Source organism: Pseudophaeobacter sp. 1A16562 (assembly GCF_041008785.1).
Taxonomy (GTDB): domain Bacteria; phylum Pseudomonadota; class Alphaproteobacteria; order Rhodobacterales; family Rhodobacteraceae; genus Phycobacter; species Phycobacter gallaeciensis_A.
Window position 1 is genome coordinate 214070 of sequence record NZ_JAXGFT010000007.1, and the last position, 17801, is coordinate 231870.

The 17801-nt window shown below is 62.9% G+C and carries 16 protein-coding genes; 5 read left to right on the forward strand and 11 right to left on the reverse strand.

Going from position 1 to position 17801, the window contains the following annotated elements:
• Positions 1-3: 3 nt before the first annotated feature.
• From SM764_RS12155 to SM764_RS12185, 7 genes are all read right to left on the reverse strand, one after another.
• Positions 4-537 (reverse strand): NuoB/complex I 20 kDa subunit family protein, encoded by a 534-nt coding sequence (locus SM764_RS12155; RefSeq protein WP_082996117.1) that lies wholly within the window; start codon positions 535-537, stop codon positions 4-6.
• Positions 528-893 (reverse strand): NADH-quinone oxidoreductase subunit A, encoded by a 366-nt coding sequence (locus tag SM764_RS12160; protein ID WP_065273116.1) that lies wholly within the window; start codon positions 891-893, stop codon positions 528-530. Before SM764_RS12160 ends, SM764_RS12155 begins: the two co-directional genes overlap by 10 nt.
• Positions 894-1199: 306 nt before the next feature.
• The gene (locus SM764_RS12165; RefSeq protein WP_369001888.1) at positions 1200-1982 is read right to left on the reverse strand and encodes a crotonase/enoyl-CoA hydratase family protein; all 783 of its coding nucleotides are present in this window, start codon (positions 1980-1982) and stop codon (positions 1200-1202) included.
• Between the two features lie 30 nt (positions 1983-2012).
• Entirely contained in the window at positions 2013-2870 is an 858-nt protein-coding gene (locus SM764_RS12170; RefSeq protein ID WP_369001889.1) for a hydroxymethylglutaryl-CoA lyase, read from the reverse strand.
• An 87-nt stretch (positions 2871-2957) separates the two neighbouring features.
• Positions 2958-4898: an acetyl/propionyl/methylcrotonyl-CoA carboxylase subunit alpha gene (locus tag SM764_RS12175; RefSeq protein WP_369001890.1), complete on the reverse strand. Its 1941-nt coding sequence runs from the start codon at positions 4896-4898 to the stop codon at positions 2958-2960.
• A 9-nt stretch (positions 4899-4907) separates the two neighbouring features.
• On the reverse strand, positions 4908-6512 hold the full coding sequence (locus SM764_RS12180) for a carboxyl transferase domain-containing protein (protein WP_368947493.1): 1605 nt from the start codon (positions 6510-6512) through the stop codon (positions 4908-4910).
• Positions 6509-8044: an AMP-binding protein gene (locus SM764_RS12185; protein WP_368947494.1), complete on the reverse strand. Its 1536-nt coding sequence runs from the start codon at positions 8042-8044 to the stop codon at positions 6509-6511. The genes SM764_RS12180 and SM764_RS12185 overlap by 4 nt, the downstream gene beginning before the upstream one ends.
• 149 nt (positions 8045-8193) lie before the next feature.
• Here SM764_RS12185 and SM764_RS12190 point away from each other — a divergent pair, with 149 nt between their 5' ends.
• Positions 8194-8799 carry an OmpW/AlkL family protein gene (locus SM764_RS12190; RefSeq protein WP_065273793.1) on the forward strand — a complete coding sequence of 202 codons (606 nt, stop codon included), beginning with the start codon at positions 8194-8196 and terminating at the stop codon, positions 8797-8799.
• A 93-nt stretch (positions 8800-8892) separates the two neighbouring features.
• Here SM764_RS12190 and SM764_RS12195 read toward each other — a convergent pair whose 3' ends face one another.
• From SM764_RS12195 to SM764_RS12205, 3 genes are all read right to left on the reverse strand, one after another.
• Positions 8893-10053 (reverse strand): isovaleryl-CoA dehydrogenase, encoded by a 1161-nt coding sequence (locus tag SM764_RS12195; protein WP_369001891.1) that lies wholly within the window; start codon positions 10051-10053, stop codon positions 8893-8895.
• Between the two features lie 165 nt (positions 10054-10218).
• A complete protein-coding gene (locus SM764_RS12200; protein WP_369001892.1) occupies positions 10219-11412 on the reverse strand; it encodes a DegT/DnrJ/EryC1/StrS family aminotransferase in 1194 nt (397 codons plus the stop codon).
• Between the two features lie 87 nt (positions 11413-11499).
• Entirely contained in the window at positions 11500-12165 is a 666-nt protein-coding gene (locus SM764_RS12205; RefSeq protein ID WP_368947496.1) for an HAD-IA family hydrolase, read from the reverse strand.
• A gap of 130 nt (positions 12166-12295) precedes the next feature.
• On the opposite strand from SM764_RS12205, the gene glmU reads away from it, so the two are divergent.
• Genes glmU through SM764_RS12220 form a run of 3 tightly spaced genes read left to right on the forward strand, consistent with a single transcriptional unit; the run spans position 12296 to position 16177 of the window.
• Positions 12296-13651, forward strand: coding sequence for a bifunctional UDP-N-acetylglucosamine diphosphorylase/glucosamine-1-phosphate N-acetyltransferase GlmU (gene glmU, locus SM764_RS12210; protein WP_368947497.1), 1356 nt, complete (start codon positions 12296-12298; stop codon positions 13649-13651).
• The gene (gene glmS, locus SM764_RS12215; protein WP_369001893.1) at positions 13651-15474 is read left to right on the forward strand and encodes a glutamine--fructose-6-phosphate transaminase (isomerizing); all 1824 of its coding nucleotides are present in this window, start codon (positions 13651-13653) and stop codon (positions 15472-15474) included. Before glmU ends, glmS begins: the two co-directional genes overlap by 1 nt.
• 4 nt (positions 15475-15478) lie before the next feature.
• Positions 15479-16177, forward strand: a complete 699-nt coding sequence (locus SM764_RS12220) for a DNA alkylation repair protein (RefSeq protein WP_369001894.1) — start codon at positions 15479-15481, stop codon at positions 16175-16177.
• A 33-nt stretch (positions 16178-16210) separates the two neighbouring features.
• On the opposite strand, the gene SM764_RS12225 is transcribed toward SM764_RS12220, so the two are convergent.
• Positions 16211-16699: a hypothetical protein gene (locus tag SM764_RS12225; RefSeq protein WP_369001895.1), complete on the reverse strand. Its 489-nt coding sequence runs from the start codon at positions 16697-16699 to the stop codon at positions 16211-16213.
• Between the two features lie 93 nt (positions 16700-16792).
• On the opposite strand from SM764_RS12225, the gene moaA reads away from it, so the two are divergent.
• Positions 16793-17800 carry a GTP 3',8-cyclase MoaA gene (gene moaA / locus SM764_RS12230; RefSeq protein ID WP_065273102.1) on the forward strand — a complete coding sequence of 336 codons (1008 nt, stop codon included), beginning with the start codon at positions 16793-16795 and terminating at the stop codon, positions 17798-17800.
• The last annotated feature ends 1 nt before the right edge of the window (position 17801 follow it).

The window sequence follows — 17801 nt, forward strand, 5'->3', positions numbered from 1 at the left end:
CGATCAGCGGACCAGGGTGCCGGTGCGGCGGATTTTGCGCTGCAGCTGCATCAGACCATAGAGCAGAGCCTCTGCGGTCGGCGGGCAGCCGGGCACATAGACGTCAACCGGAACGATGCGGTCGCAGCCGCGCACAACCGAGTAGCTGTAGTGATAGTAACCACCACCGTTGGCACAGGATCCCATAGAGATCACGTAACGCGGCTCGGGCATCTGATCGTAGACCTTGCGCAGTGCCGGGGCCATCTTGTTGGTCAGTGTGCCCGCAACGATCATCACATCCGACTGACGCGGAGAGGCGCGCGGCGCGATACCGAAGCGTTCGGCGTCGTAGCGCGGCATCGAGGTGTGCATCATCTCAACGGCGCAGCAGGCCAGACCAAAGGTCATCCAGTGCAGCGACCCGGTGCGGGCCCAGTTGATGATATCCTCGGCCGAGGTCAGCAGGAAGCCTTTGTCCTGCAGTTCGGCGTTCAGGGCCTGGGTGACGACTTCCTTGTCGACGCCCGCCGTATTGGCTCCGGTCATCACTCCCATTCCAGGGCCCCCTTCTTCCATTCATAGGCAAAGCCGGCTGTCAGCACGCCCAGGAACACCATCATCGACCAGAAGCCTGCGTCGCTCATGTCCTTGAAGCCGACGGCCCAAGGAAACAGGAAGGCGATTTCCAGATCGAAAATGATGAACAGAATCGACACCAGGTAAAAGCGCACATCGAATTTCATACGGGCGTCATCGAAGGCGTTGAAACCACATTCGTAAGCACTTACTTTTTCCGGGTCGGGATTGCGTACGGCGAGCACAACTGCTGCCAGAATAAGAACAATTCCAAGGCCGATAGCGACGGCCAGAAACACCAGGATCGGGAGGTATTCCCGCAACATCTCTTCCACGAGTGGCTCCTTTCCGCGCGCGCGGATTCTCGCGCGCCGTCAATTGGCGTGTTGACTTGGGGCCGTGTCTACTCCCCTGCCCCCCGACCGTCAACACAGGCATTTGGTTTGGCTAAAGCTTCCTTTAACAGCGCGGCGCGGGCACATCACATGGCCCGCAAACGCATATAAATATGCATATTTTTCTATGTATAAGAAAAGAACAGCGCGCCCAAAATTTGGGCGCGCCTGAGGGAAATACTCGGTCTTTGGCAAGGCGGCGAAACCGCCTTTAAACCCGTGTCTGAGGCCCCTCTCAGACCCGTTTCAGACCTGCCAGCTGGGTTTGCGTTTGTCGAAAAACGCCGCGATGCCCTCGGAGGCTTCGCCGCCTTCCCAACGGTCAACCAGCGCCTTGATGGTGTGGTCGATGGTGGCGTCGTCCAGACGCGGACCCAGATCGCGGGTCAGTTTTTTCGCTGCGGCGACCGCGCCCGGGGCGCAGGCCATGTAGGGGGTGACTTCTGCTTCGACCGCTTCGGCCAGCTGATCGGCCGGAACGATTCTGGCGAGCAGCCCCAGATCGACGGCCTCGGCTGCGCCAAACAGACGGGCCGACATGAAGACACGGCGCGCGCGCGCTTCGCCCATGCGAGCAATCACATAGGGGCCGATGGTGGCCGGGATCAGGCCCAGTTTGGTTTCCGTCAGCCCCATCTTCAGATGATCCACGCCAATCGCCACATCGCAGACAGAGGCCATGCCGACACCGCCGCCAAAGGCATTGCCCTGAATCGCTCCGATCAGCGGCTTGGGCAGGGTGTTGAGCAGCATCAGCATTTCCGCCAGCACCCGCGCCTCTTTCGCGCGGGTTTCCGCATCGGCCGTCATCTGCGCCTGCATCCAGCCAAGATCGCCGCCCGCGCAAAAGCTTTTGCCTGCGCCGGTCAGCACCACGACCCGCACCTTGTCATCAGCGGCAAGGTCCTGTGCGGCCTGTTTCAGCTCCAGCAGCATCTCGCCGGACATGGCGTTGTGCTTCTCGGGCCGGTTCAGGGTCAGGGTCGCCACGCCGCGCGCATCGGTCTCAAGGGTAATCGTATTGAACATCGTATCGCTCTCTTTCCTAAATTCGCCCAATCAAACCGCGCCGCGCATGGCGCGAGCCACCTCGGCAGCCTCATCCAGCACCCGCACATCGAGCCCGGTGTCATATCCCAGCGCCGTCAGATGCGCGTGCACCGTTTCCGTCGCCACGTTACCCGCAGCGCCCGGCGCATAGGGGCAGCCGCCCAGCCCTCCGACGGCGGCATCAAACACCCGCACGCCCTGCGCAAGCGAGGCGTCGATATTGGCAATCGCCCGCCCGGCGGTGTCATGATAATGTCCCGCCAGTTTCTCGACAGGCACACGTGCCTTTACGGCCTCTAGCATTTTCGTGATCGTTTCCGGCGTCCCCTGTCCGATGGTGTCGCCCAAAGAGACCTCATAGCAGCCGAGTTCAAACAACCGCTCAGCCACTTCTGCCACCTTTTCCGGCGGGGTTGCGCCATCATAGGGGCAATCGGTCACGCAGGAGACATAGCCCCGCACCGGCAGGTCGATCTTCTTTGCCGCCTCAAGGATGGGCACGAAGCGCTCGATGCTCTCGGCAATGCTGGCGTTGATATTGGCCTTGGAGAACCCTTCGGAGGCCGAGGCAAACACGGCGATTTCATCCGCCTTGGCCGCCACCGCGTCCTCGTATCCCCGCATGTTGGGCGTCAGCGCGGCATAAGAGACCCCGGGCGCGCGTTTGATACCCGCCAGAACCTCACCGCTACCAGCCATCTGCGGCACCCATTTGGGGGAGACAAAGCTCGCCACCTCGATCCGCCGGAAGCCCGCGCGTGACAGGCAATCCACCAGGGCAATCTTTTCCGCCACCGGAATCGCCCGCTTTTCATTCTGAAGCCCGTCACGCGGGCCCATTTCGAAAATTTCAACGCTTTGCGTCATGGCGCGCCCTCCCCGGCAATCCTGCCTTCGATATCCAATCGCGTTGGCAGCACTCTGCCGCCAACGCAGTTTCTTCACGAGAACCGATCAGTCGTCAGCATCCTCCAGCCGCACCAGCGCGGCGCCAGCCTCGACCTGATCGCCTGCAGCGGCGAGAACCTCGGCCACGGTGCCATCGCGGGCCGCCAGCAGCGAATGCTCCATCTTCATGGCTTCGAGAATGGCGAGCCGGTCGCCCTCTTTCACCGCCTGCCCCGCCTCGGCAAAGACCGCCTTGACCAGCCCCGGCATCGGCGCCTCGATCAGGTTCATGTCACCCCCGGCGGCAGAGGCCCGGTCGAGCGGATCGATCACCTCGAACTGGATCCCGTAGCCGTCGAAAACGGTGATCGTATTCCCGGCCTGCGCCATTGGCGGCAGCCGGTCGCCGCCCAGAACCCAAGCCCCTCCGATACGGTTTGCCACGACCTGATCTTCTCCGATCACCCAGATCTGGCGATCCGGTCCATCGACCTCGACCATGGCCTCAAAGGCATCGCCCTGATGGCTGAGATGGACCGAGCGGTGCATGTCGGACCACAGGGTAAAACCGGTGTCCCAACCCGTGTCGATCAGGCCCAGTGCCTGCATCCCTGCGGCGGCCTTGTGCTCGGGCTTGACCTCGGGTGCCTGCACCAGCTGATCCAGATCCCGCGCGATCAGGCCAGTGTCCACATCGCCCGCAGAGAAGCCCTCATGCGCGGCCAGGGCCCCAAGGAAGGCAAGGTTGGTCACCGTACCGCCGACCTCGGTTTCCGCCAAAGCCTGCGACAGGCGCGACAGGGCCACAGCGCGGGTGGGGCCATGCACGATCACCTTGGAAATCATCGGATCATACCAGGGGCTGATGGTGTCCCCTGCCCGCACGCCACTGTCGGCGCGGCAGCTTTCGGGGAATTGCAGATGCGTCAGCGTGCCGGTTGCGGGCAGGAACCCCTTTGGCACGTCTTCGGCATAAAGCCGCGCTTCAAAGGCGTGACCGGTGATCATCAGCTCGCCTTGCTGTTTCGGCAGGCTTTCACCCGAGGCCACGCGCAGCTGCCATTCCACCAGATCGACGCCGGTGATCAGCTCCGTCACCGGATGTTCCACCTGCAGGCGGGTGTTCATCTCCATGAACCAGAAACCGTCGGGGCGCAGACCATTCGATCCGTCCACGATGAATTCCACCGTACCGGCGCCTTTATACCCAATCGCCTCGGCTGCGCGCACACCTGCGCGGCCCATGGCCTCGCGCATTTCCTCGTTCATGCCGGGCGCGGGGGCCTCTTCAATGACCTTCTGGTGACGACGCTGGAGCGAACAGTCCCGTTCAAAAAGATGCACCGCTGTGGTGCCATCGCCAAAGACCTGCACTTCGATATGGCGGGGCTGCTGGATGTATTTCTCGATCAACACATCCGGGTTGCCAAAGGCCGTGGTGGCTTCGCCCTGCGCGCTTTTCAACGCCTCGTCAAAATCCTTGGGATCCTCGACCAGACGCATACCCTTGCCGCCGCCACCGGCGACCGCCTTGATCAGGACGGGATAGCCGATGGTGTCGGCAGCGCCCGACAGGTGCTCGGGGTCCTGGTTCTTGCCGTGATAGCCGGGCACGACGGGCACGCCCGCCTCTTCCATCAGCGCCTTGGCCGCGTCTTTCAGCCCCATCTTGCGGATCGCATCCGCCGAAGGACCGATGAACACAAGGCCAGCCGCCTCTACCGCATCCACGAACTCGGGGTTTTCCGACAGGAAGCCATAGCCCGGATGGATCGCCTGCGCGCCGGTCGCCTTGGCGATGGCGATGATCTCATCCCCCAGAAGGTAGCTGTCGGCGGGCGCAGAGCCGGTGCCGATGTGGACTGCCTCATCCGCCATGGCCACATGTTTCGCGGCCCGGTCGGCATCCGAATAGATGGCCACGGTTTTCACGCCCATGGCGCGGGCGGTTTCCATAACGCGGCAGGCAATTTCGCCCCGGTTTGCGATCAGAATTTTGTCAAACATGGTTCGTCCTCACATCCGGAACACGCCAAAGCGCGTGTCTTCAATCGGTGCATTCAAAGCGGCGCTCAGCGACAGGGCCAGCACCTCGCGGGATTTGCGCGGGTCGATGATGCCATCGTCCCAAAGCCGCGCCGAGGCATAGAGCGGGTGGCTCTGCTCCTCGAACATCTCGATGGTGGGGCGCTTGAACTCGGCCTCTTCCTCGGCGCTCCAAGAGCCGCCCTGGCGTTCGATGGCGTCGCGTTTCACGGTGGCAAGAACGCCTGCCGCCTGTTCGCCGCCCATCACGGAAATGCGGGAGTTCGGCCATGTCCACAGGAAGCGCGGCTGATACGCGCGCCCCGACATGCCGTAGTTACCGGCCCCGAATGAGCCACCCACCAGCATCGTCACCTTGGGCACATTGGTCGTCGCAACCGCCGTCACCATCTTGGCACCGTGGCGGGCGATGCCCTCGTTCTCATACTTGCGGCCCACCATGAAGCCGGTGATGTTCTGCAAAAAGACCAGCGGGATCTTGCGCTGGCTGCACAGTTCAACGAAATGCGCGCCTTTCTGTGCGGCCTCGGAGAAGAGAACCCCGTTGTTGGCGATGATGCCCACCGGGCAGCCCTTCACATGGGCAAAGCCGGTGACCAGCGTCTCACCAAAGCGCGGCTTGAACTCGTCAAAGCGAGACCCATCCACCAGACGCGCAATCACCTCGCGGATGTCATAAGGCGTGCGCAGATCGCCCGGCACCACGCCAAGGATTTCTTCAGGGTCATAGGCGGGCTCTTCCGGGCTGGCCCAGTTGACGCCCAGCGGCTTGGTAATGTTGAGCGATTGCACCGCGCGCCGCGCCAGCGCCAGCGCGTGGGTGTCATCCTCGGCCAGATAATCGGCCACACCAGAGAGGCGCGTGTGCACATCACCGCCACCCAGGTCTTCGGCGGAAACCACCTCACCCGTTGCGGCCTTCACCAGCGGCGGGCCGGCGAGGAAGATGGTGCCCTGTTCCTTGACGATGATGGTCACATCCGACATCGCGGGCACATAGGCGCCGCCTGCGGTACAGGAGCCCATGACCACGGCGATCTGCGGGATGCCTTTTGCGGACATACGCGCCTGATTGTAGAAGATGCGGCCAAAGTGGTCGCGATCCGGGAAGACCTCGTCCTGGTTGGGCAGGTTGGCCCCACCGCTGTCCACCAGATAGATGCACGGCAGGCGGTTTTCCTCGGCGATCTCCTGCGCGCGCAGGTGTTTCTTGACCGTCATCGGATAGTAGGTGCCGCCCTTCACGGTGGCATCGTTGCAAACCACCATGACCTCTTGCCCATGCACCCGGCCAATGCCCGCGATGACCCCTGCCGCCGGGGCCGCGCCGTCATACATGCCATGGGCCGCCGTCGCGCCGACCTCCAGAAAGGGAGAGCCCGGATCCAGAAGGTTCGCAACCCTGCGGCGCGGCAGCATCTTGCCCCGGCTTTCGTGACGGGCGCGGGATTTCTCACCGCCGCCCAGACGCGCGGCCTCCGCCGCCTCGTTGATCTGCGCCAGCGCCTCAAGATGCGCGGCGCGGTTCTGCTTGAAGCCTTCGGAGGAAGGCATTGCCTTGGATTGAAGTTTCATACGGAAGACTCCTGTTCAGCGGCCGCACGGGCCTTCAGTTCCTTGCGGATCACCTTGCCGGTGACGGTCATCGGCAGGTCGTCCAGAAATGCGATTTCACGGGGGTAGGAATAGTGGGCCAGACGGCCCTTGACGTAGTCCTGCAACTCTTTCTCGGTGGCCGCAGCGCCCTCTTTCAGCACCACATAGGCCTTCACGATCTCGGTGCGCATCGGGTCGGGCTTGCCGACGACGCCGACGGTGGCGACGCTGGGATGGGTCAGCAGGCAGTCCTCTATCTCGGCCGGGCCGATCCGATAGCCGGAGGAGGTGATCACATCATCCTCGCGGCCCACGAAGCGCAGGGAGTCGCCCTCCCAGTTGCCACGATCGCCGGTCACCAGCCAATCACCGTGGAATTTCTCCGCCGTTTCCTTGGGTCGGTTCCAGTATTCCAGCATCATCGAGGCAGAGCCGCGCCGCACCGCCACATCGCCCTCCTGATCGGTGGGATTGCCATCGGCGTCGATTACGGCGACCTCATGCCCCGGCACCGCCTTCCCGATGCAGCCCGGACGGGACGGGTAATCCACGCCGCAAGAGGAGGCGACCATGTTGCATTCGGTCTGCCCGTAGAATTCGTTGATCGTAAGACCAAAAGCCTCCTGCCCCCAGGCCAGCATCTCGGCCCCCAAGGGCTCACCACCCGAAGCGACCGAGCGCAGACCGGGCACAGCCTTGCCGGCGGCCTTGAGCATCCTGAGTGCCGTGGGCGGGAAGAAGATATTGCGCACGCCGCCCCGCGTGATCAGATCGACGCAGGCCTCGGGTGTAAATTTATCCAGCCGCGCGGCGACAACCGGTACGCCCAGCGCCAGACCGGGCATCAGCACATCGAATAGCCCGCCGATCCAGGCCCAATCGGCAGGGGTCCAGATACAGTCGCCCGGCTGGCCCAGGTGATCATGGCTGATGGCGACGCCCGGCAGATGGCCGGTCAACACCCGGTGGGCGTGCAGCGCGCCCTTGGGGCTGCCGGTGGTGCCGGAGGTATATATAAGGACAGCCGGGGTTTCCGGGCCGGTCGCGGCAAAGGGCACCGGGGCGCCGTCAATGCCTGCGTCCTGCACCATCACCGCCTCGGCCAGGTCACCCAGCAGCAGCGCACCCTCGGGATCGGTCAGCACGAAACGCACCCCCGCATCCCCGGCGCGCGAGGCCAGCGCATCGTGCTGGAACAGCTTGAACAAGGGCACCGAAATGGCGCCGACCTTCCAGATCGCCAGATGCGCGGCAGCACACCAGGGCGACTGGCTGAGCAGCACACCCACCCGGTCGCCCGGCTGGATCCGCGACAGAAGATAGCGCGCCAGACCATCGACCATCGCCGCCAGTTCCCCATGGGAAATGTCGCGCCGCGCGGCGCCGGTCAGATCGATCAGCGCCAGCGCATCTGCCGGGTGATCCATGGCCTGTGCCGCCATATTGAGCCGCTCTGGCAGATCCCAGCGACCATCGGGCGTCAGCCCCGGTATGCTACTGTAGTCCTGCATAGTCAGATCTTCCTAAAATGCATGGCAGGCATGCGCGTTTTGTGGTGCATTTCAAAGGCTCGGCACAAACCTGCTTGATCCAGATCAGAGACGTTTTCGCCTCCATGGCGCATGATTCCGGCGTACTCGAAAGAAAAGGGATCTTCCCCATGAAACGCATCGTTTCCGCCCTCGCCCTCTCTGCTGCATGCGCCGCCTTTGCGGCCCCGGCCCTTGCCCAGTCGCAAGGCGACTGGACCTTCGGTGCAGGGATCGCCAACGTGAACCCCAAATCGAACAACGGCACGTTGGCCGGGGGTGCCGCAACGGTCAGCGATGAAACGCAACTGTCGCTGACAGTTGAATATTTCATCCGCGACAACCTTGGCATCGAACTCTTGGCCGCGACCCCGTTCGAGCATGACGTCACCATCGCCGGTGTCGGCTATGCCGGTTCGACCAAGCAGTTGCCGCCGACCCTGTCGCTGAACTACCACTTCCCGACCAACAGCAAGATCACTCCCTTCGTCGGCATTGGTGTGAACTACACCACCTTCTTTGAAGAAAGCTCGCCGCTTGGCGTGCTGAACCTTGATGACAGCTGGGGTCTTGCGCTCAACGCTGGTGCGGACTGGCAAGTGTCGGACAACGGTGCGCTGCGTCTGAACGTGCGCTACATGGATATCGAGACCGACGCCTTCCTGAACGGTGCCGCGATCGGTACCGCCGAGATTGATCCGGTTGTTGTGGGTGTTGCCTACGTCCACCGCTTCTGACCCTCTGATCCGGTTTCCCGGGCGGGCGCTGCCGCCTGCCCGGACCACAGACAAGCCCGCGTGCCTTCCCTCGGTCACGCGGGCTTTCTGCGTTTACATGGTTGCCATCAGCTCGCGGCCGATCAGCATACGGCGGATTTCCGAAGTGCCCGCGCCGATTTCCATCAGCTTGGCATCGCGGAAGATCCGGCCCACCGGATTGTCAGACAGATAACCGGCACCGCCAAAGGCCTGCACCGCCTGGTGCGCCTGCACCATTGCCTGCTCAGAGGCATAAAGGCAGCAAGCCGCCGCGTCCTGGCGCGTCACCGAGCCATTGTCGCAGGCCTTGGCCACTTCGTAGATATAGGCGCGCGAGGAATTCATCGCCGTGTACATATCGGCGATCTTGCCCTGCATCAGCTGGAAGCTTCCGATCGGCTTGCCGAACTGCTTGCGCTCTTTCATGTAGGGCATCATCTCGTCCATGCAGGCGGCGATGATACCGCTGCCGATGCCCGCCAGAACCACGCGTTCGTAATCAAGGCCGGACATCAGAACCTGAACGCCCTTGCCCTCTTCACCCAGCACGTTCTCAAACGGCACTTCGCAGTCCTCAAAGATCAGCTCGCCGGTGTTGGAGCCGCGCATGCCCAGCTTGTCGAAATGCACCGAGGTCGAGAAACCTTTGAACTCTTTCTCGATCAGGAAGGCGGTGATGCCCTTGGAGCCTGCTTCGGGATCGGTCTTGGCGTAGACCACCAGCGTGTCGGCATCGGGGCCGTTGGTGATCCAGTATTTGTTGCCGTTGAGGCGATAGTGATCGTTGCGCTTTTCGGCACGCAGGGACATCGACACAACGTCAGAGCCAGCGCCCGCTTCGGACATCGCCAGCGCGCCGACGTGTTCACCCGAAATCAGCCGGGGCAGGTATTTCTTCTTCTGCTCGGCGTTGCCGTTCAGCTTGATCTGGTTGACGCAGAGGTTGGAATGCGCGCCATAGGACAAGGACACCGAGGCGCTGGCGCGGGCGATTTCCTCGACCGCGATGGTATGGGCCAGATAGGACATCCCGGCTCCGCCGAATTCCTCGGGGACGGTGATACCCAGAAGACCGAGCTCACCCATCTCCTGCCACAGCTCGGCGGGGAATTCGTTCTTCTGATCGATCTCCTGCGCCATCGGCTTGACGCGCTCTTGCGCCCAGCGGTGCACCATGTCGCGCAGGGCGTTTACATCTTCGCCCAGATCAAAAGTCATGCTTGCGTTGAACATCTCGCGTCTCCTCCCGAGTCATCGCGAATTATTTGAACATGTGTTCATTTATTGCCGACAAGCCATCACAGGTCAAGAGGTCACGTGGGGACACGAAAAGGCCGGACCCTGTCGGGGCCCGGCCAGTCGGAGTTGATTGGTTCTGAAAACAGCCTCTGCTGTGGTTCAGGCGCCCTGAAACACTGCACCGACCTCGGCGCGGATGATGCGGGCGATCTGGGCGCAGTCCTCAAGGCTGAAGGTCAGCGGAACCCGCATATCGACGATCCCCGCCAGAATGCGATCACTTTTGGGTAGCGACGGCGTCTCGGCGTAGCGCCAGCTGTCATAGCGGGAGGTAAAGGCAACGGGTTGCGGTTCACCAAACCACTTCAGCTCAACCCCTCGGGCGGCGCAGCGGCGCAGGACTTCCTGCACCCGGTCCGCAGCCCAATCCAGCAACAGAAACTGGATAGAGGAGCCCACATAGGTTTCCGCAGCCGGGCGCTCCACCACAGTCAGACCCGGCGTGCCGCGCACCCCGGTTTCGACCTCCCTGTAGCGCTCATTCCAGCGGGCGACCTGCACCTCCAGATCGCGCAGCTGGGGCCGCAGGATCGCCGCCCGCAGATTGTCCATCCGCCCGGAGATATTCGGGGTTTCGTATTTCACCCGTTCGAACACCTCTGACCCCGGCGCGGCCAGATGACGGCCATAGAGCATGTAGGATCCGGACAGGATGATAGCCCGCGCGGCGACCTCCTCGTTATCGGTGATCAGCAATCCGCCCTCGCCCGAGTTCACGTGCTTGTAGGTCTGGCAGGAATAGCAACCCACCGTGCCATGCCGTCCCGAAAGCGTGCCATTCCAGGCCGCCCCCATGGTGTGGGCGCAATCCTCGATCACGGTGATCCCGGCGTCGTTGCAGATCTCCATCAGCCGGTCCATGTCACACAGATGCCCGCGCATATGGCTCAGCATCAGCACGTCCGCCTGATCCGCCTTGGCGGCCAGATCCTCCAGATCGATGGTCAGATCCTCGCTCACATCCACATAGACCGGCGTGGCGCCGACAGCTGCGATGGAGCCCGGCACCGGCGCAAGTGTAAAGGCATTGGTCAGCACCCGGTCGCCATGTTTCACGCCAACCGCTCTTAGCGCGGTGGCCAGTGCGTAGCCGCCCGAAGCAACGGCCAGACAGTATTTCGCTCCCATCTGATCGGCGAATTCGCGCTCCAGCAGCGCGGTCTCTCCGGCCTCGTCGCCCGCAACATTGTAGCGGTGCAGACGGCCATGGCGCAGTACCTCCATCGCGGCGGAAATCGCCTCTTCGGGAATGGGTTCCTGCTGGGTGAAACTGCCAGTGAAAATCTCGCTCATGGCCTGTTTGTGAGCGCGGCCAGCTGCGGGGTCAAGGGGGAAGCCGCTGTCGCGCCCGGTTTCAGACGCGTGCGGAAGGACATCAGATCATAAGGGCAGCAATTCCGCCACCACCCCGGGCAGATCTTCATACCGGTGCAGCAGCGCCTCGGGTTTCAGCGCCGCCATATCTTCGCCTGCAGGACCGAAGGTGACGAGGACCGAGGGCACGCCCGCCGCGGCGGATGTATTGCGGTCGGTATCGCTGTCGCCAATCAGAACGGTGCGCGCGGGATCACCGCCCGCGCGGCGGGCCGCTTCGAACAAGGGCGCGGGATCGGGCTTGCGCACCGGCAGCGTATCGGCGCCCACAAGCGAGGCAAAGGCATCGCGCACGCCAAGGGATCGCATCAGCTGCTCGGCCAGCGCCTCAGGCTTGTTGGTGCAGATGCCAACGCCATAGCCAGCCAGTTTCAACGCCTCGACGGCATCCATCGCGCCGGGATACAGAACGGTGTGGTGATCGATTGCGCCTTTGTACGCCTCCAGCAGCACGGGATAAAAGGCTTCGACGGTAGCGTCATCGTACTCATTGACCCGCTTCAGCCCCTCGGTCAGCATCCGCTTGCCACCGCGCAGGGCAATCGCCGCATCGCCCGGGCGGGTCAGCAGGTCACCATGGCCCATCTGGCGGAAACAGGCATTGGCCGCTGCCAGCAAATCCCCCGACGTGTCTGCCAGAGTACCATCCAGATCAAAGATCACCGTCCGCATATCGTCCCCTTTCGGCGCATTTCCGCCGCATGATGTTGCAAGCCGCAACCTAGTTTGATGGCGCAATGGCTTGCGCACCCACTGTTAGCGGATAAAACGGGGGCGCTGAAAAGACAAAGAGAAACATAACATGAGCACAGCCCTCGTCATCCTGGCCGCAGGCAAAGGTACGCGGATGAATTCGGATCTGCCGAAGGTCCTGCATCCCATCGCCCAGGCCCCCATGCTGGAACACGCCATGTCCGCCGGGCGCGCTTTGGAGCCGGAGCGGATCGTCGTGGTTGCCGGTCATGGCGCCGAAGCCGTGCGCGCCGCCGTGGCCGACATCGACGAGAGCGCCGAGGTTGTGCTGCAAGAGGAACAGCTGGGCACAGGTCACGCAGTGGATCAGGCACGGGAGGCGCTGACCGGGTTTGATGGCGATGCGGTGGTTCTTTATGGCGACACGCCTTTTGTCAGCGCCGAGACCATCACCCGCATGATCGAAGCGCGCGCACAGGCCGATCTGGTGGTTCTGGGTTTCGAGGCTGCTGACCCTGGCCGCTATGGGCGGCTTGTGATGGACGGCGACAGCCTGGAGCGGATCGTCGAGTTCAAGGACGCGAGCGAGACCGAACGCGCAATCACCTTCTGCAATTCCGGCCTGATGGCCTGCGCATCGCAGCTGATGTTCGACCTGATCGCCGAGATCGGCAACGACAACGCGGCGGGCGAATACTACCTCACCGATCTGGTGGAACTGGCCCGCGCCAAGGGCCTGCGCGTCACCGCCGTAGCCTGCGACGAGGCTGAAACGCTGGGTATCAACAGCCGCGCGGAACTGGCCCAGGCCGATGCGCTGTTCCAGAGCCGCGCCCGCGCCGAGGCGCTGGAAAATGGCGTCACCCTGATGGCGCCTGAAACCGTCTATTTCGCCTTTGACACCGTACTCGGCCGCGATGCGGTGATCGAACCCAATGTGGTTTTTGGCCCTGGCGTCACGGTGGAAAGCGGCGCGCTGATCCGTGCCTTTTCGCATCTGGAGGGCTGCCACGTCAGCCGCGGCGCCAAGGTCGGCCCCTATGCCCGCCTGCGCCCCGGCGCCGAACTGGCAGAAGACACCCACATCGGCAACTTCGTCGAGATCAAGAACGCCGAAATCGCTGCTGGCGCCAAGGTCAATCATCTTTCTTACGTGGGCGATGCCTCGGTCGGCGAAGCCACCAATATCGGGGCCGGCACCATCACCTGCAACTATGATGGCGTAATGAAGCACCGGACCGAAATCGGCGCCCGCAGCTTCATCGGCTCCAACACCCTTCTGGTGGCACCGGTGCGCATTGGCGATGAGGCGATGACCGCCAGCGGCACCGTGGTGACAAAGAACGTTGACGATGGTGATCTGGCAATCTCACGCAGCGCCCAGGAAAACAAACCCGGCCGCGCGCGAAAACTGATGGACATGCTGCGTGCCAAGAAGGCCCGCAAGGCAAAAGGAGGCGCGTAATGTGCGGAATCGTCGGAGTTCTTGGCAATCATGAAGCCGCGCCCCTGCTGGTGGAGGCGCTGAAGCGGCTGGAATACCGCGGCTATGACAGTGCGGGTATTGCCACCGTCAACGACGGCAAGCTGGAACGCCGCCGCGCTGTCGGCAAGCTAGTCAACCTCAGCGATCTGCTGGTGCATGAGCCGCTGGCGGGAAAATCCGGCATCGGCCACACCCGCTGGGCCACCCACGGCGAACCTTCGGTCAACAACGCGCACCCGCATCGTGCCGGCGCAGTGTCGGTCGTGCACAATGGCATCATCGAAAACTACCGCGACCTGCGGGCGGAACTGGCCAAGGAAGGGATCCAGTTTCAGACCGAAACCGATACCGAAACCGTCGCGCTGATGACAGAGCGCTACATGCGCGGTGGGCTGTCCGCCGCCGAGGCCGCACAGAAAACCCTGTCACGGCTGGAGGGCGCCTTTGCACTCGCCTTCCTGTTCGACGGCGAAGAGGATCTGATGGTTGCTGCCCGCAAGGGCTCGCCCTTGGCGATCGGTCATGGCAGCGGCGAAATGTTCGTCGGCAGCGATGCCATCGCCCTGGCGCCGCTTACGGATAAGATCACATATCTTGAGGAAGGCGACTGCGCCGTCCTGACCCGCAGTAGCCTGGAGATCCGCGACGCAAACGGGGATCTGGCGAACCGCGAAATGCGCACCATTCAGATAGACGCAGCACAGGTCGACAAGGCCGGACACAAGCATTTCATGGCCAAGGAAATCGCCGAACAGCCCACGGTCATTGCCGAAGCTATCCGCCACTACCTGCCAGTCGGCGAAGACGCGGTGCACCTGCCAGGAGACGGGATCGATTTCACAAAAATCGACCGGCTAACACTGGTCGCCTGTGGCACCGCCTTTTATGCCTGCCTCACTGCGAAATACTGGTTCGAAAAGCTGGCCCGCATTCCGGTCGAGGTCGATATCGCCTCCGAGTTCCGCTATCGCGAACCACCGATCCCCGGCCGCACTGCCGCACTGTTTGTTTCCCAATCGGGCGAGACCGCAGATACCCTCGCCGCCCTGCGTTATTGCAAGGACAAGGCCGATCAGATCCTGTCGGTGGTCAATGTCCCCGAAAGCTCCATCGCCCGGGAGAGCGATCTGGCCCTGCCGATCCATGCTGGCGTCGAAATCGGGGTCGCCTCGACCAAGGCCTTTACCTGCCAGCTGAGCGTGCTGTTGATGCTGGCCCTCAAGGCCGCAACCGACCGGGGCGAAATCGGCGAAGAGGAGCTGCAGGCGCATGTCTCCGCTCTGCGCGGGCTTCCGAACGTCATGTCTGCTGCACTGGAGCAGAACGAGGCGATCCGTCAGGCCTCCCTGAAGCTCAGCGAAGCGCGCGATGTGCTGTTCCTGGGCCGGGGGCTGATGTTCCCGCTGGCGCTCGAAGGCGCGCTGAAACTGAAGGAAATCAGCTACATCCACGCCGAAGCCTATGCCGCGGGGGAATTGAAACACGGCCCCATCGCGCTCATCGACAACAACATGCCGGTCGTGGTTCTCGCCCCGCGGGACGAGCTTTTCGAAAAATCGGTCTCCAACATGCAGGAAGTCATGGCGCGCAAGGGCAAGGTGATGCTGGTCTCGGATGCCGAAGGTCTGGCCGAGGCGGGTGACGAGGTCTGGCAGGCAATCCGCATGCCGCAGGTGCACGAAAGCCTGTCGCCGATCCTCTACGCCCTGCCCGCGCAGATGCTGGCCTATCACACCGCCGTGGCCAAGGGCACCGATGTGGACCAGCCGCGCAACCTCGCCAAATCCGTGACGGTGGAATGATCCGATGACGCTGGACGAGGCGCTGGCGCAGCTGCGCGCCCTGATCGAACCGGGCCGCGCCGAGCAGATGGCCGCCTATCACAAGCAGAGCCGTGAGGTTCTGGGCATTCCTAACCCCGCGCTCAACGAGTTGACCAAGGATTGGCGGCAGAGCCTCACGGTGGAAGAGCGCGTCGCCCTTGCCGATGCCCTGTGGAATACGGATATCTTCGAGGCGCGCCTCGCTGCCGCCAAACTGCTGACCCAGGCCCGGATCAAGGGCGACGACGCCGCCTGGGCGTTGATCTGTTCCTGGGTGCCACAGTTCGATAGCTGGGCCATCGCCGATCACGCCTGTATGGCGGCGCAGAAGCGGCTGGTCGCAAACCCGGCGCGGCTGGAAGATGTCGAAGCCTGGACGCAGTCCGAGCATATGTGGACCCGCCGCGCGGCCTTGGTCGCCACCTTGCCCTGGGCCAAGATGAACAATCTCAAACCCGCAGATCAGGCCCGGCGGGCGCGGGTCATCACATGGGCGGCAGGCTATGTGCCAGACCGCGACTGGTTCATTCAGAAAGCCATCGCCTGGTGGCTGCGCGATCTTAGCAAACACGATGCAGAGGCCACCCGTATCTTTCTGGCGACCCATGGCGATGCGATGAAACCCTTTGCCCGCAAGGAAGCCGGGAAATACCTTCGAGACGAGGCGCCCAAGGCAGGCTAATCCACGGGTTTAGTTCACCGGTCAGTTGGCCCGTCAGTTGGCCGGGCGCACCTGTAGCTCAACCAGCTCAGTCAAAGGCAGACCAAGCGCCCGCATTGCAGCGATGGACACCCGGGCGCTTCCCCCGTTTGCCGCCGGTTTCAGCGTCACCTGCACCTCTGCACCGCTGGCGCTGCGCAATACCGCCTGTTGCTCGGTGCCGACCAAAGAGGTCTCCATCCACAGTCCCGGAACCGCCGGATCCCCCAGCGAGGCGACCACCTGCTCGGTGCCGGTGAAGATTGAGGACGCCGCAGGCGCCTCAGCCTCGGACACCATATCCTCCTCCACAGCATCCGGCACCGTCAGGGCGCCACCGGTTGCATCCAGCGGCGCGCCGGTCACGGGCGCTGCGGTCGGCGCCGGGGTGCTGCTTGCGGCCTGTCCACGCAGGTCGGGAAAGTCCACATTCCCGCAACCGGCAAGCAGCAGCAGGGACAGGGACAATGGCAGGGCGGCGGAGCATGAGACTGTGATACGCATGACCGCAAATCTATTGGCGCGCACAGATCTTTACCAGCAGGAAAATGCACTCCCCTCTTGTCGCAGGCAAGGCGCCGCTTTACCTATGCTGTCATGACTGCTCCGCTGATCGATCCCTTCGCCCGCGCCATCACCTACCTGCGCGTCTCGGTTACTGACCGTTGTGACTTCCGCTGCGTCTATTGCATGTCGGAAAACATGACCTTTCTGCCCAAGAAAGAACTGCTGACGCTGGAGGAACTGGACCGGCTGTGTTCGACCTTTGTCGGCATGGGCGTGGAAAAGCTGCGCATCACCGGCGGTGAGCCTCTGGTGCGGCGCGATATCATGACCTTCTTCCGCGGCATGACCCGGCATCTGGACAGCGGCGCCCTCAAGGAACTGACGCTGACCACCAACGGCTCGCAGCTGGAGAAATACGCTCAGGATCTGTTTGATGCCGGGGTGCGCCGGGTCAATATCTCGCTTGATACGCTGGACGAGCAGAAATTCGCGGCCGTCACCCGCTGGGGCCGCCTGCCACAGGTGATGCGCGGCATCGATGCGGCGCAAAAGGCTGGCCTCAGGGTCAAGATCAACGCCGTGGCGCTGAAAGGCTTCAACGAACCGGAACTGCCCGAGATCACCCGCTGGTGCGCCTCGCGCGATATCGACCTGACGTGGATCGAGGTCATGCCCATGGGCGACATCGGCAACGAGGACCGTTTGGATCAATACTGGTCCCTGAAGGACGTGCGGCGCGAATACGAAAATCACTATACCGTGACCGATCTGGCGGAACGCAGCGGCGGCCCGGCGCGCTATGTGCGGCTGGAAGAGACCGGTCAGAAGATCGGTTTTATCACCCCGCTTAGCCATAATTTCTGCGAAAGCTGTAACCGGGTGCGCCTGACCTGCACCGGTGAGCTTTACATGTGCCTGGGTCAGGAAGACATGGCCGATCTGCGCGCGCCCCTGCGCGACCACCCGGACAGCGAGGCCCCGCTCGAAGAGGCGATCCGCGCCGCGATCAACCTCAAACCCAAGGGCCATGATTTCGATTACTCCCGGCAGACGCCCGGCGGCCAGATGTCCCGCCACATGAGCCACACCGGCGGCTGAG